We start from the raw sequence: 13,538 nt of genomic DNA, 5'->3' as shown, positions 1-13,538 counted from the left end.
GGCTTTGGCTAAGCGGAATGAATCATTTTATGTGCTATAGACCTTACGTGCTTATGGCCACTTTCAGGACACCGTCACGCTGGTTACCGAACAGGTCGTAGGCTTCCTCGATCTGGTCGAGCTTGTAGTGATGCGTGACCAATGGCTTGAGGTCGAGCCGTTCCGCCTCGATAACGTTCATCAGACGGCGCATGCGTTCCTTGCCGCCGGGGCATAGCGAGGTGACGATACGGTGATCGCCGAGGCCGGCGCAGAAGGCATCCAGGGGGATCTTCAGATCGCTGGAGTAAACGCCGAGACTGGACAGGGTGCCGCCGGGTTTGAGTACGCGCAGGCAGGCCTCGAAGGTCGACTGCAGACCCAGTGCCTCGATTGCGGCGTCAACGCCGCGGCCGTTGGTCAGCTTCAGGATCTCGTCGACGGGATCGGACTTGCTGAAGTCGATCACTACGTCGGCGCCCAGCTTTTGCGATACATCCATGCGCTCGCGTACGCGGTCGACGGCAATAATGGTAGTGGCACCGCGTAGCCGTGCACCGGCGGTGGCGCACAGTCCTATAGGCCCCTGGGCGAAGACGGCGACGGTATCACCGATTTTGATATTGGCTGCCTCGGCACCAGCGAAGCCAGTCGACATGATATCCGGACACATCAGCACCTGTTCGTCGGTGAGTGCATCCGGGACGGGAGCGAGGTTTGCCATGGCATCGGGCACGCGCAGATACTCGGCCTGGCTGCCGTCGATGGTGTTGCCGAAACGCCAGCCGCCGAGCGGCTTTAGCCCGTGTGCGGCAGACTGGCCGTCCTGCGAGTGCAGACCCTCCAGGCAGGCATTGGAATAACCGCTCGGGCAGATGGCGCCGGCGATGACACGCTGTCCCTCCTCGTAGCCAGCGACGTTGGAACCGAGTTTTTCAATGATGCCCACGGGTTCATGGCCAATGGTCAGGCCCCGTTCGACGGGGTATTCACCCTTGAGAATATGAATGTCGGTGCCGCAGATGGTCGTCGTGGTGATGCGAATCAGCGCGTCGTTGGGGCCGATGTCCGGTACCGGTTTGTCGTCCAGAACAATCCGGCCAGGCTCGATGAACAGGGCCGCTTTCATTTTCTCAGCCATCAGTACTGCTCCGTGAGGTATTGTACATGCAGTATAGTTCAGAACACGCAGACTGACGATTGTCAGTTGCCAGTCTGTTTCGCCAGGATAGCAATATACTCGGCACCAATATCATTGTTACATACATAAAAGCTGCTCCCGGAGGAAGCGGCTTTTATGTACTGGCTTTTGTCTCTGATCAGTCTTCTGTTTGCAGGTCTCCGACTGGCAGGTGTGAGAAGCCGGTCAGCGGGCCGAGTTCGTACTGGTCGTGCTTGGAGGTCGGTTCGCTCTGGATGTAGCAGCACAGTAACTGGCCCAGGGCCTGCAGACTGCGAATGTGACAGCGTTCGTAGCCATGGGTGGCATCGGCACCGAAACACAGCAATGAAGTACGGATGTCGTTACCCGCCTCCAGTGCCGAGGCGCTGTCGCTGCGATAGTACTTGAATACATCGCGCTTGTGATTGATGCCGTGTTCCTTGCACAGATTGATCAACTTGTGCGTCAGGTGGTAGTCGAACGGGCCGCTTGAATCCTGCATGCCGATCGTCACGCCGAACTCGTCGGTGCTCTGGCCGGGAGCCACCGGCCCGGTGTCGATCGAGACCATCTCGGCAACGTCCTGATGTAATACCGCCGAGGCGCCGGAGCCGACTTCCTCGCTGATGGTAAACAGCAGGTGGCAGTCCACCGGCAGATGCAGCTTGTATTCACTGACCGCCTTCGCTACGGCAAGCAGAACGGCGACACCGGCTTTGTCGTCGAGGTGGCGTGAATTGATGAAACCGGAGTCACTGATATCCGGTTGCGGATCGACGGCGATGTAATCGCCGACGTTGATGCCGAGACTGACCAGATCCTGTTTCGAAAAGGCCTGTTCATCGACACGCAGTTCGACATTGGCCCAGGTCACTTCCAGGGTGTCGACCTCGGTATCGAAGGTGTGACCGGAGGCCTTCACCGGCAATACCGTGCCCCGGTACTGGGTCTCGTCGGAAAAAATAGTGACCCGAGCGCCCTCGGCAAAGCGGCTTGACCATGTGCCGACCGGGACGATCTCGAGACGGCCGTTGTCCTTCAGTCCCTTGACCATCGCGCCGATGGTATCGAGGTGTGCGACGATGGCCCGATCCGGGCTATAGATGCGGCCTTTCATGTCGGCACGGATACAGCCGCGCCGGGTTATTTCGTAATGCAGGCCGAAATCCTCGAGCTGCTTGCAGGTATAGCGCACCGCCTCGTCGGTAAAACCGGCCGGGCTGGGGATCGCCAGCAGTTCGAGCAGCGTCTTCTTGACGTACTCTATATCGATGTCAATTTTACGGATAGGTGTTGCCGACTTGGCTTGTTCTTCGCTCATAACAGTGGGATTTTATGACTTGTTTGTTTCCGGGGCGGTCTGTGGGAACAGAAAATCGATGAAACGTTCCGCGGTCGGTTGCGGCTCATGGTTGGCCAGCCCCGGGCGTTCGTTGGCCTCGATAATAACATACTCGTTACCGGTGACATCCGGCGTGATGAAGTCCAGACCAACCACCGGGATATCCATGGCCCGGGCGGCACGCTCCGATACCTGCTTGAATTCTTCGCTGAGTTTCTCGGTAACATCGTGGATAGTGCCGCCGGTGTGCAGGTTGGCTGTATCGCGTACGGTTATTGTCTTGCCGTAGGCGAGCACATCCTTCATGCCATAGCCATGGCGAGTGACGCAGCGTTCGGTGATGTCATCCATGGGGATCTGGCTTTCACCCTTGGTTGCTGCTGAACGCCGGCGGCTCTGCTTGTGGATCAGAGTTTCGATATCGTCTTGGCCATTGCCGGTGATCTGGGCCGGTTTGCGTACGGCGGCTGCCACGACCCTGTAATTGATGACAATGACGCGCAGGTCGTCCCCGTGAACGAATTCTTCCAGTAATACCTTGTCAGAGTAGCGTTTGGCGTCACTGACGGCGGCATGGAGATCGTCATAAGTGTCGATATTTACATGTACGCCCTTGCCCTGTTCCCCTTCCAGAGGCTTGACGACAAGACTTTTGTAATTATCGAGAAATTTTTCATTGGCATTACTGTCGCCGGCAATCTGTTGCTCCGGGACATGCACGCGGGCCTGGCGCAGGATTTTCCAGGTCACCTTCTTGTTGGCACAGCGGCTCATGGCGATTGCCGTGGTCAATTCGCTCAGCGATTCGCGGCATGTGACCGAACGACCGCCAAAGCGCAGCTGGAAGTAGCCTTCCTCGGCGTCGAGGATATCTACCGCAATGCCGCGTCGGCGCGCTTCGTTGGTGATGATGGCGGCGTAGGGGTTCAGGTCGGCGTCCGGCTTCGGGCCGATATAGAGTTTTTCATTGATCGGGTTCTTGCGTTTGACGCAGAACACCGGCACGCGCTCGAAGCCCATGTCTTCATATAGATGAATGGCCTGCTCGTTATCGTGCATGACCGAAAGGTCCATGAACGCACGGCCACGCGCGGCGTAGTGATCGGCAAGATGCGCCACCAGCGCGCGACCGATACCGGGATAGGGCGCCTGCAGATCGACCGCCAGGCACCACATGCTGGAACCGTTTTCCGGGTCGTTGAACGCCTCGACATGGTCGACGCCGGTAATCACACCGATAACTGAGCTGTCCGTCGGGTTGACGGCTATGAAATAGGTGAAACTCCTGGAATCGCGATGCCGGTAAATGAAATCCTCGTCAATCGGCACCATGCCGTGCGTGCGCAGAATGCGATTGACGGCCTTGATGTCGCGCTGGTTCTGCAGCTTGCGGATCTCGTAACCCTGTGGCAGTACCCGCGAGCTTCGGTAATTGCTGAACCAGAGGCGGTAGGTATGCGAAGGATCCAGGAACAGTGACTGTGGCGCCAGCGATAACACGACATGCGGATCGCGCAGGTATAGGGCGATGTCGCGCTTATCTTCCTCCTCGGCGCGGATGGTCGATACCAGCTTGTGGGCGTCGGCAAAGGTATGACCGAAGATCAACCGTCCCCAGCCGCACTCGATGACTACATTGCTCGGCATTTGCTGCTCTTCTTCCGGATAGGCAATCTTGTCATTGCTATCGAGCAGTTGTAGCGACGGCGTATTGTGCCGGCGCATGCGGTCCTTGTAATAACGGCGGTCAGTCATGGTACAGCTTCAGGTGCACTTTCAGTGAGTGTAGTTCATACGTTCATTCAATACCGTGGCTCTGCAGCCAGTATTCCAGCGTCGCCGCCTGCCACAGCTTGGAACCGCGCAGCGGCGTAATGTGTTCGCCCGGGTTGGCCAGAAGCTTGTCCAGGTAGGCCTGTTTGAACAGGCCGCGCTTGCGCGCCGCCTGGTTGCTGAGCACGTCACGGACGAAATCGAGCTGGCCACCCTCAAGATATTTTAGCGCCGGCACCGGAAAATAGCCCTTGGGCCGGTCGATGACCTCATCGGGAATTATCTCGCGCGCGGCTTCCTTGAGGATATGCTTGCCACTGTTACCGACCTTGTATTGTGCCGGTATGGCCGCGGCAAATTCGACCAGTTCGTGATCCAGGAACGGCACCCGTGCCTCCAGTCCCCAGGCCATCGTCATGTTGTCGACCCGCTTGACCGGGTCATCAACCAGCATGACGGTGGTATCCAGGCGCAGCGCCTTGTCCACTGCATGGCTGGCGCCCGGTTGCGCGAAGTGTTCGCGTACAAACTCCAGGCTGACGTCATCGCCGGCGTAAGCTTCGGCGATCGCCTGCTGATATTCATCCTGGTCGCGATCGAAGAACGCCTGGCGATAGGTTTCCAGCGCATCGTCGGTGTCCATCAGCGGCGGATACCAGTGATAGCCGCCGAATACCTCGTCGGCGCCCTGGCCGCTTTGTACGACCTTGACGTGCTGCGAGACGTGCTTGCTGAGCAGGAAGAAACCGATGTTGTCGTGACTGACCATCGGTTCCGACATGGCCTGGAAGCAGGCCTCGAGGTTGCCGAGCAGGGTGTCCGAGTCGACCTCGATCTTGTGATGCGTGGTGCCGAAGTGTCTGGCGACGATATCGGAATAATCGAATTCATTGCCCTTTTCGCCGCCGACGTCCTCGAAGCCGACCGAAAAGGTCTGCAGGTCCTCGGCGCCGGCCTCGGCCAGCAGACCGGTGATCAGGCTCGAGTCGACACCGCCGGACAGCAGTACGCCGACCGGTACGTCGGCGATCAGCCGCCGCGACACGGCGTTGCGCAACTGTTCCAGCAGGGCTTCCTTGATCTCGGCCTCGCTTTTCAGCGGCAGCTCGCGGTCAAAGTCGAGATCCCAGTAGCGGCGCTCACGCGCGGTGCCGTGCGGCTCGAAAGTCACTGCGGTTGCCGGGGCCAGCTTGCAGATGCCCTTGATGATGGTTCGCGGTGCCGGTACCACGGAATGAAACATCATGTAGTGGTGCAGGGCGCCGGGGTCGATATCCAGACCGCTGCGGCGGCCCTTGAGCAGTGCCGGCAGCGACGAGGCGAAGCGCAGCACGCCCGGCGCTTTCTGGTAATACAGCGGCTTGATACCAAGCCGGTCGCGGGCCATGAATACGCGGCCGCTGTCACGCTCGTAGATGACGAATGCAAACATGCCGTTGAAGCGTTCGACGCAATGCTCACCCCAGGCGTGATAGGACTTGAGGATGACCTCGGAATCGCTGGTCGAGAAGAACTGGTAGCCCTTGGACTCCAGGTCGCGGCGCAGCTCCTTATGATTGTAGATGCAGCCGTTGAATACCAGCGTCAGGCCGAGTAGCGGATCTTCCATCGGTTGCTGGCCGCGATCGCTCAGATCGATGATTTTCAGCCGCCGATGGCCGAAGGCATAACGGCCGTGGCCGACCACGCCTTGGCCCTCCGGGCCGCGCGCGCGCATGGCGTTGGTCATGCGCTGGACGCGCTCCAGCGACGCCGGGCGCTGGTCAAAGCGGACTTCTCCTGCAATTCCACACATGGGTTACCTGAACTCCCTGTTGTATTTTCAGAAATATTGCTTGCGTGAGACCGGCCGGTGGCCAGCCACGGGGGATGTGCGTCGCTGCCTACTGAACGGACTGGCGCAGGGCCGGATCTTCAGCGTTGTCGGCTTCACTGCCGTAACGGTCATCAGACTCGAAAGTCTGCGCGTTCATCATGTTGGCAAGCCGCTGTAGTGAGGCGAGCAACTGGGTCTGCTCCCACTCCTGCAGCTGGTTGACCTTATCGAGAAAACTCTCCTGCAGCAGGGGCAGGGAGGTTTTCATGAGCTGACGTCCGGCCAGGGTAATATGGACCAGCACCCGGCGCTTGTCGGCATGCGAGCGCTGCCGCTCAATTAGACCGCGACGTTCCAGCCGCAGCAGGATATCGGTGACCGTCGCCTGGCTCAGGCTGACGCGCTCGGCCAGCTGGCCGACGGTGAGTTCGCCGGCGAGGATGATTTCCTTCAACAGCAGCGCCTGGGGGCCGGTCAGGCCATGACTGCGCACCAGCTGTCTTGACTGCAGGTCGACGGCACGGATGATACGGCGCAGGGCGACGAGAATGTCGTCACCGAATTGTTCACGGGGCTGGCTGTTTTTCATGGCTACTAATTATATAGGGTTCTATATAAATATTCCAGAAGACGTCAGTTCCGGCACGCCAATTCAGTGCCAATCAGCTTTTTAATCAGTAGATTGCGCAGTGGTGATGGGCATGGTGGAACGCCCTAATATTTAGGGTTGTAATAGCCTGAGCGATGAGCAACAAGGAGGACAGAGCATGCAGCAGGCGGCGATTTTCCAGACCCTGGCGGACTACAATCGCTGGATGAACGAGCGGCTGTACGCGCGCTGTGGCGAGCTGCCGGCGGTTGAGCGCGAACGTGACCGCGGCGCGTTTTTCGGTTCCATCAGCGGCACGCTGAACCACATTCTGCTGGCCGATATGCTGTGGCTGGATCGCTTCTATCAGGTCGCGCCGCGGCGCCGTTTCAGTGCGCTGGACGAGACGGTGCACGCGGATTTCGCTGAATTGAGCACGGCCCGCGCGCGGCTGGATGCCGAGATCAGCGACTGGGTGGCGACGCTGGACGACGTCTGGCTGGCGCAGCCGTTCACCTTCACCAGCCTGGTCAGCCCGAACCCGCGCAGCTTCCGGCGCGGTGACGCGCTACTGCATTTTTTCAACCACCAGACGCACCACCGCGGCCAGGTGACGACGCTGCTCAAGCAGGCCGGGGTTGAGCCGGGCGTCACCGATCTGCTGTGGCTGCCGGGGCTCGAGTTGCAGCAGCCGACCGCGACCGGCTGAGGCGCGTTACTCGACCTCCGGCAGGCCACGGCCGACCAGCGCGCCGGCCAGGCCAAGCAGCGAGAACAGCAGTATCACGCCGGCGGCCGAGGTGGCCGAGGCGAGCGCGCCGAGACCGCCCATCAGTAACAGCATGACGCCGATCACGGTGTTGCTGACGGCGACGTAGTCGGTGCGCCTGTTGCCGCCGGCGAGATCGACGATGTAGGTCTTGCGGCCCAGCCGCACGCCGCTGTGGGCGATACCCAGCAGCAGGAACAGCAGCGGGTAGGTCCACCGGCTTTCATGCAGCAACGGCACGCCGGTGGCGATGACGAACGTTACGATGCCGAGCGCGCCGGTCAGTAGCGCCGCCGCAATCATCACCGTCTTGCTGGAACGGTCCGACAGCCGGCCCCAGAACGGTGCGCTGAGGCTACTGGCCAGGCCGTTGGCAATGATGAACAGGCCGAGCAGGGACAGATCGCCAGCGTGCGACTCCTGCTGCGCCAGGACGATGTAGTACGGTGCGGTCAGCGCCGAGCACAGCAGCAGCGCGCGGGTGATGACGAAGCGCCGGAAGCCACGGTCGCTGGCCAGCAGTCCCAGGCGCTGCAGGGCCTCGGCCAGGGCATTGCCGCCGCCGCCGGTTTCGCCACTGTCCTCGACAACGCCACTGAACAGGGCCGCTGCCAGCAGCCAGGTCAGTGCGACCAGCAGCAGCAGTCCGCCATAGAAAGCGGCACCGGCGTCTTGGTCGAACAGCAGGAATCCCAGTCCCACGGCCAGGCCGATGTAGCCGGCGATGCTGGCGCTATAGCCGCCCAGCAGACCGCGCCGGGTTTTCGGGATGGTCTTGCCCTGCACGTCCTTGAAGGCGACCGAGCAGAGCCCGCGGCCGAAACTGAAAATCACCAGCAGGCCGATGATCAGCCAGCCGGCCGCTGCCCCCTCGGCCAGCATGGCCACCACGCCAATCGCGGCGATGCTGAGTGCCTGCACCAGGCTGCCGCCGACCCAGGCCCACTTGCGAACAGCCAGACGGCGGATGTAGCTGGCGATCGCCAGCTGCGGGATCAGCGAGCCGGATTCGCGGATCGGTACCAGCAGGCCGATCAGGTACAGCGGTGCCTGCAGGTATTCCAGCAGCCAGCTGAGTACGGTCTTGGGATTGCTGAGCGTGTCGCCCAGTTTGCTGAGTGTGTTGGCGGCAATGATGAGAAAGAAATTGCGCGGCACCTCGCGGCAGGCCTGGTCGGAGATGTCGCGGCAAACGCGGGCGTCTTCCTCGTTCGCCAGGTAAGCATAGATGGCGTCAAGGCGTTGTCGGGGAATCATACGGGTTCAATCTATCCCTGTGTCGGTGGCCGGATTGTTCATTATAAATTGTTGGCACTGCCTGTGAGGTCATTGCATGCGTGGCTGTTTGTTGCAGTGCAATCAGGACGTGCGCACGAAATGAGCGGCTTTTGCCGGGAAAATCCGGCCAAAGAAGCCGTGCCATGTATGGCCTTGAGCAGATGATTGGTCTATGCTTGGAAACAATACAGCCACGAATACAGGCGCTTACCGGCAGCATGCGACAGTTATGGCCGGGACCCTGTGGCCGGGTTGTATCTGGGGATTGAGTCAATAATAAGTTTTGTTGGGAGATTTATGTAATGAGTACCGGTACTGTGAAGTGGTTTAATGCGGCCAAGGGATTTGGTTTTATCGAGCCGGAAGGCGGTGGTGATGATGTGTTCGTGCACTATTCCGCGATCAAGGCGGATGGCTACCGTACCCTGAACGAAGGTCAGGCCGTGAGTTATGAATTCGAAAAAGGGCCAAAGGGGGCTCATGCGACCGAGGTGGTCGTCAAAGAGTAAGCCAATAAATAATAATCATGCTTACGCTCCAGACCCCGCCACCGGCGGGGTTTTTTATGCCAGGGGCATGCCCGGCCGGCGTTGACGCGGTCGCTTGAGCCCGGCGCTCAATCAGGCGATCATCCGCGGCGGGTATTTCAATACAGCGACTGAACGGGAAACGGAATCGATGGCTTTATGGGAACAGTTGTTACTCGGTGTCGGCGCGCTGGTGCTGATATTTTTCTTCTGGCCGGGCATCAAGCAGACATTGCAGCGCTCCCGGGAAGCGGAAAAAGACTGGCCGGCCGTGATCTGGCCGCTTGCGGCGGTGGTATTATTCGTCCTGCTGCTGATCGTGCTGGCCTGAGGTACTGAGGTCCCGGTCGCCGCGGCGGCATGGCTGAATGACCGGACGAGGTTGCTGGATGATGAAACGATGGCTGTTTACGCTACTGCTGTTGCCGCTGACAGTGCTGGCCCAGGCCGACGGCGACGAGGCGTTGCTGACTGGTGCCGAACTGCTGGCGAATTGCCAGCCGGACGCCGGCGCAAGTGCCCCGACATCCTACTGCATGCAGTTCGTCTCCGGGCTGGTGCAGACTCTGGCCAGCCTGCAGGAGATGGCGCCGGCAGACGAGCGGCTGTTCTGTGTCGATCCCGAAACGCAGGCCCTGGCGGACGTTACCGGCCAGGTTAGCGAATGGCTGCAGGCGCATCCCGAGCGCCTCGATGAACCGGCCTTTTTGCTTGTCAGCGAGGCCTTGCGCGATAATTACCCCTGTTCCGACATCCCCGAAAGCACCTGAGTCGATCACCATGAGCGTTGCCGCCCGTAAACCCCAGCACGAATTCAACAAGTTGCACAAGCGCCTGCGCCGCGAGGTCGGCCGCGCGATCGAGGACTACAACATGATCGGCGACGGCGAGCGCGTCATGGTCTGCCTGTCCGGCGGTGCCGATTCGCATACGCTGCTCGACATTCTCCTCGATCTGCAGCGCAGTGCACCGGTGCACTTTGAGCTGACCGCCGTCAATCTCGATCAGAAGCAGCCGGGGTTTCCCGAACACGTGCTGCCGGACTACCTGGACAGCCGCGCTATTCCCTACCACATCCTCGAGCAGGACACCTACAGCGTGGTCAAGCGCGTGATCCCGGAAGGCAAGACGATGTGCGGACTGTGTTCACGCCTGCGGCGTGGTTCGCTGTACAGTTTTGCCGCCGAGCAGGGCTTTACCCGCATCGCGCTCGGTCACCACGCCGATGACATGCTGGAGACCCTGTTTCTGAACATGTTCTACGGCGGCAAGGTCAAGACCATGCCGCCGAAACTGCAGTCCGATGATGGCCGCAATGTCGTCATCCGGCCGCTTGCGTACTGCCGCGAGCACGATATCAAGGCTTACGCCGAGGCGCGTGAATTCCCGATCATCCCGTGCACGCTGTGCGGCTCACAGGAAAACCTGCAGCGGCAGGTGGTCAAGCAAATGCTGAATGACTGGCAGCGCCAGTATCCCGGCCGTATCGAGACGTTGCTGACCAGTCTGCAAAACGTCGTACCGTCGCACATGCTCGATCGTGAGCTGTTCGATTTTGCCGGTCTTGGCGTCGACGCCGATGATGAAGGCGCCCGCTGGCTGGAGCCCCGGCGTCAGAGCCAGGCCGAGGGTGTTCAGTAAGCACGTGCTACCGGGGTCGGCCACAGCCGGCGAACAAATCGCCGCTCGCCGTGTCTGCCGACGGGCCTTGTAATCAGCCGCCGGCGTACCCATATTGAAGTCCAGTAATGAACTTCAATGCCTGCCTGCGGCCGGAGACCTGCATGACCGATCCCCGTGACGAGAATCGCGACGATCCGCTGTTCGCCATCGATAGCGATGCGCCGGATAGCGTGCGCTATGCTGACGACGAGGAAGCGAACACGGTAGAAGCGGAAGAATCCAGCCAGTCCGCCGAAACGGCGGACAGCAAGAGCCTGTTGCCGGCCATCCCGGAAGACGTCCTGATCCTTGTCTCGGTACGTAATACGGTGCTGTTCCCCGGCGTTATCCTGCCAGTCGTGGTCGGCCGCGAGCGTTCTCTGGCCGGTCTCGATGAAGCGATCCGTAATCGCCGTCGTATCGGTCTCGTGTTGCAGAAGGACCCGGAGACCGAGAACCCCGGACCGGGTGATCTGTACCGCTACGGTACGCTGGCCAGTATTCTGCGCTACGTTAAAACCGACGATGGCAGCTACCACATTATCTGTCAGGGCGAACAACGTTTCCGCACCCTGGAATACCTGGAAGGTTTTCCGTTTCTGTTGTCGCGGGTCGACCTGCTCAAGGACAAGGGCACGATCACCACCGACATTGAAGCGCGCGAACACCGGTTGAAATCGCTGGCGTTTGAGGGACTGGAGCTGTTGCCGCAGGCACCGGCCGAATTCAGCAATGCCATCCAGAACATGACTTCGCCGTCGGGCCTGGCGGATATGGTCGCCAGCTTTATCGACATCAAGCCGGTGGAAAAGCAGGAACTGCTGGAAACGCTGGATATCCAGGAACGGCTCGACAAGGTAATCGACTACCTCAGTCACCGTATCGAGGTACTGAAGCTGTCAAACAAGATCGACGAGCAGACACGCGAGGCGATGGACGAGCGCCAGCGCGAGTTCGTGCTGCGCGAACAGATGCGCACGATTCAGAAAGAGCTCGGCGAGGAAGATGACAATGCCGAGATCGAGGAACTGCGCCAGGCCATCGACGACGCCGGTATGCCCGAGGAGGCTGATGCGCAGGCACGCAAGGAGCTCAAGCGGCTGGAAAAGATGCCCGAGGCCTCGGGCGAGTATTCCATGCTGCGCACATACCTCGATACGCTCATCGCGCTGCCATGGTCGAAGTACAGTGATGAAACCATCGATATCGAGGCGGCACGGCGCATTCTCGACGAGGACCACTACGGTCTCGAAAAGGTGAAAAAACGCATCCTCGAGTACCTGGCCGTACGCAAACTGAACCCGGAAGGCCGCAGCCCGATCCTGTGCTTTGTCGGCCCGCCCGGCGTCGGCAAGACCTCGCTCGGTCAGAGCATCGCCCGCGCCGTCGGCCTGGAATTCGTTCGCGCCTCGCTGGGGGGCGTACACGACGAGGCCGAGATTCGCGGTCATCGCCGCACCTACATCGGCGCCATGCCCGGCAAGATCATCCAGAGTATTCGCAAGGCCGGCAGCCGTAACCCGGTGTTCATGCTCGACGAGATGGACAAGCTTGGTGCCAGCTTCCAGGGCGATCCGTCATCGGCATTGCTCGAGGTCCTGGATCCGGAACAGAACTCGACCTACGAGGATAATTACCTGGGTGTGGACTTCGATCTCAGCAAGGTAATGTTCGTCGGTACCGCCAACGTGCTCGACAACATTCCCGGGCCGTTACGCGATCGCATGGAGATCATCCAGCTGCCGGGTTATACGCCGGAGGAGAAGTTCGAGATTGCCAAACGTTATCTTATCGATCGGCAACTGAAGCAGAATGGTCTGATTGCCGAACAGGCCAGCATCAGCGATGACGCGCTGACGCATCTCATCAGCGATTACACGCGCGAAGCCGGCTGTCGCAACCTGGAGCGCGAGATCGGCGCGGTGCTGCGTAACGCGGCCGTGACCATCGCCGAGGGCAACGCCGAACAGGTGGCGATCGATACGTCCGATCTGAAGGAGATACTGGGGGCGCCGAAATTCGAAAACGAGGTTGCCATGCGCACCTGCATGCCGGGCGTGGCGACCGGTCTGGCGTGGACGCCGACCGGCGGCGACATTCTCTTCATCGAGGCAAGCCGGGTTCCGGGCAAGGGCAACCTGATTCTCACCGGCCAGCTCGGTGAAGTGATGAAGGAAAGCGCCCAGGCGGCATTGAGTCTGGTGAAGACACGGTCGTTGCAGCTTGGCATCGAGACCGGTTACTTCGATAACAGTGATATTCATGTCCATGTGCCGGCCGGTGCCATTCCCAAGGATGGTCCCAGCGCCGGTGTGGCGATGTTTACCGCACTGGCTTCACTGGTCACCGGGCGTACCATTCGTCACGATGTGGCCATGACCGGCGAGATCAGCCTGCGCGGCCTGGTGCTGCCGGTCGGCGGCATCAAGGAAAAGATGGTGGCGGCGGCACGTGCCGGTATCAAGACGGTGCTGCTGCCCAAACGCAATGAACGCGACTACGACGACATACCGGAAAGTGCCCGCAAACAGCTGGAATTCGTCTGGATGGAAAACGTCGACGATGTAATCGAGCATGCCCTGACGCCCACCGAGGCCGGTCAGCAGGTCAGTGCCTGAGTCGTCCGCTACCGGGTGATACA

General features: G+C 60.1%; 12 protein-coding genes. 6 read left to right on the top strand and 6 right to left on the bottom strand.

The genetic code is table 11. The features are described from left to right. Window positions 1-43: 43 nt before the first annotated feature. The 5 genes from J2T55_RS05590 to J2T55_RS05570 form a co-directional block, all read right to left on the bottom strand. Window positions 44-1,120 carry an NAD(P)-dependent alcohol dehydrogenase gene (locus J2T55_RS05590; RefSeq protein ID WP_259054729.1) on the bottom strand — a complete coding sequence of 359 codons (1,077 nt, stop codon included), beginning with the start codon at window positions 1,118-1,120 and terminating at the stop codon, window positions 44-46. Between the two features lie 178 nt (window positions 1,121-1,298). After that, entirely contained in the window at window positions 1,299-2,462 is a 1,164-nt protein-coding gene (locus tag J2T55_RS05585) for an osmoprotectant NAGGN system M42 family peptidase (RefSeq protein ID WP_407660045.1), read from the bottom strand. A gap of 12 nt (window positions 2,463-2,474) precedes the next feature. Further along, entirely contained in the window at window positions 2,475-4,238 is a 1,764-nt protein-coding gene (gene ngg / locus J2T55_RS05580; RefSeq protein WP_259054728.1) for an N-acetylglutaminylglutamine synthetase, read from the bottom strand. A gap of 43 nt (window positions 4,239-4,281) precedes the next feature. Then, window positions 4,282-6,051 (bottom strand): N-acetylglutaminylglutamine amidotransferase, encoded by a 1,770-nt coding sequence (locus J2T55_RS05575; RefSeq protein ID WP_259054727.1) that lies wholly within the window; start codon window positions 6,049-6,051, stop codon window positions 4,282-4,284. An 88-nt stretch (window positions 6,052-6,139) separates the two neighbouring features. Next, the gene (locus J2T55_RS05570; protein WP_259054726.1) at window positions 6,140-6,661 is read right to left on the bottom strand and encodes a MarR family winged helix-turn-helix transcriptional regulator; all 522 of its coding nucleotides are present in this window, start codon (window positions 6,659-6,661) and stop codon (window positions 6,140-6,142) included. 178 nt (window positions 6,662-6,839) lie between these two features. On the opposite strand from J2T55_RS05570, the gene J2T55_RS05565 reads away from it, so the two are divergent. Further along, on the top strand, window positions 6,840-7,370 hold the full coding sequence (locus tag J2T55_RS05565; protein ID WP_259054725.1) for a DinB family protein: 531 nt from the start codon (window positions 6,840-6,842) through the stop codon (window positions 7,368-7,370). 6 nt (window positions 7,371-7,376) lie between these two features. Here the strand turns inward: J2T55_RS05565 and J2T55_RS05560 are convergent, their stop codons facing one another. Further along, window positions 7,377-8,687, bottom strand: a complete 1,311-nt coding sequence (locus J2T55_RS05560; RefSeq protein ID WP_259054724.1) for an MFS transporter — start codon at window positions 8,685-8,687, stop codon at window positions 7,377-7,379. A 323-nt stretch (window positions 8,688-9,010) separates the two neighbouring features. Here J2T55_RS05560 and J2T55_RS05555 point away from each other — a divergent pair, with 323 nt between their 5' ends. The 5 genes from J2T55_RS05555 (at window position 9,011) to lon (ending at window position 13,515) form a co-directional block, all read left to right on the top strand. Next, window positions 9,011-9,217, top strand: coding sequence for a cold-shock protein (locus tag J2T55_RS05555; protein WP_259054723.1), 207 nt, complete (start codon window positions 9,011-9,013; stop codon window positions 9,215-9,217). Between the two features lie 169 nt (window positions 9,218-9,386). Beyond that, on the top strand, window positions 9,387-9,566 hold the full coding sequence (locus tag J2T55_RS05550) for a hypothetical protein (RefSeq protein ID WP_259054721.1): 180 nt from the start codon (window positions 9,387-9,389) through the stop codon (window positions 9,564-9,566). A 58-nt stretch (window positions 9,567-9,624) separates the two neighbouring features. Continuing rightward, on the top strand, window positions 9,625-10,005 hold the full coding sequence (locus tag J2T55_RS05545; protein ID WP_259054720.1) for a Rap1a/Tai family immunity protein: 381 nt from the start codon (window positions 9,625-9,627) through the stop codon (window positions 10,003-10,005). 10 nt (window positions 10,006-10,015) lie between these two features. Beyond that, complete coding sequence (gene ttcA / locus J2T55_RS05540) at window positions 10,016-10,876, top strand: tRNA 2-thiocytidine(32) synthetase TtcA (protein WP_259054719.1); 861 nt, start codon at window positions 10,016-10,018, stop codon at window positions 10,874-10,876. 143 nt (window positions 10,877-11,019) lie between these two features. Continuing rightward, window positions 11,020-13,515 (top strand): endopeptidase La, encoded by a 2,496-nt coding sequence (gene lon / locus J2T55_RS05535; protein ID WP_259054718.1) that lies wholly within the window; start codon window positions 11,020-11,022, stop codon window positions 13,513-13,515. Window positions 13,516-13,538: the final 23 nt, after the last annotated feature.

Source organism: Methylohalomonas lacus (assembly GCF_024808875.1).
Taxonomy (GTDB): domain Bacteria; phylum Pseudomonadota; class Gammaproteobacteria; order Methylohalomonadales; family Methylohalomonadaceae; genus Methylohalomonas; species Methylohalomonas lacus.
This window is presented reverse-complemented; position numbering and strand designations above follow the sequence as displayed.

Excerpts from the sequence above, each read along its gene's own strand:
- J2T55_RS05570 (WP_259054726.1), bottom strand. The coding sequence starts at position 6,661 with ATGAAAAACAGCCAGCCCCGTGAACAATTCGGTGACGACATTCTCGTC.
- J2T55_RS05555 (WP_259054723.1), top strand. The coding sequence starts at position 9,011 with ATGAGTACCGGTACTGTGAAGTGGTTTAATGCGGCCAAGGGATTTGGT.
- J2T55_RS05565 (WP_259054725.1), top strand. The coding sequence starts at position 6,840 with ATGCAGCAGGCGGCGATTTTCCAGACCCTGGCGGACTACAATCGCTGG.
- J2T55_RS05585 (WP_407660045.1), bottom strand. The coding sequence starts at position 2,462 with ATGAGCGAAGAACAAGCCAAGTCGGCAACACCTATCCGTAAAATTGAC.
- ngg (WP_259054728.1), bottom strand. The coding sequence starts at position 4,238 with ATGACTGACCGCCGTTATTACAAGGACCGCATGCGCCGGCACAATACG.
- ttcA (WP_259054719.1), top strand. The coding sequence starts at position 10,016 with ATGAGCGTTGCCGCCCGTAAACCCCAGCACGAATTCAACAAGTTGCAC.
- J2T55_RS05575 (WP_259054727.1), bottom strand. The coding sequence starts at position 6,051 with ATGTGTGGAATTGCAGGAGAAGTCCGCTTTGACCAGCGCCCGGCGTCG.
- J2T55_RS05590 (WP_259054729.1), bottom strand. The coding sequence starts at position 1,120 with ATGGCTGAGAAAATGAAAGCGGCCCTGTTCATCGAGCCTGGCCGGATT.
- J2T55_RS05560 (WP_259054724.1), bottom strand. The coding sequence starts at position 8,687 with ATGATTCCCCGACAACGCCTTGACGCCATCTATGCTTACCTGGCGAAC.
- J2T55_RS05550 (WP_259054721.1), top strand. The coding sequence starts at position 9,387 with ATGGCTTTATGGGAACAGTTGTTACTCGGTGTCGGCGCGCTGGTGCTG.
- J2T55_RS05545 (WP_259054720.1), top strand. The coding sequence starts at position 9,625 with ATGATGAAACGATGGCTGTTTACGCTACTGCTGTTGCCGCTGACAGTG.
- lon (WP_259054718.1), top strand. The coding sequence starts at position 11,020 with ATGACCGATCCCCGTGACGAGAATCGCGACGATCCGCTGTTCGCCATC.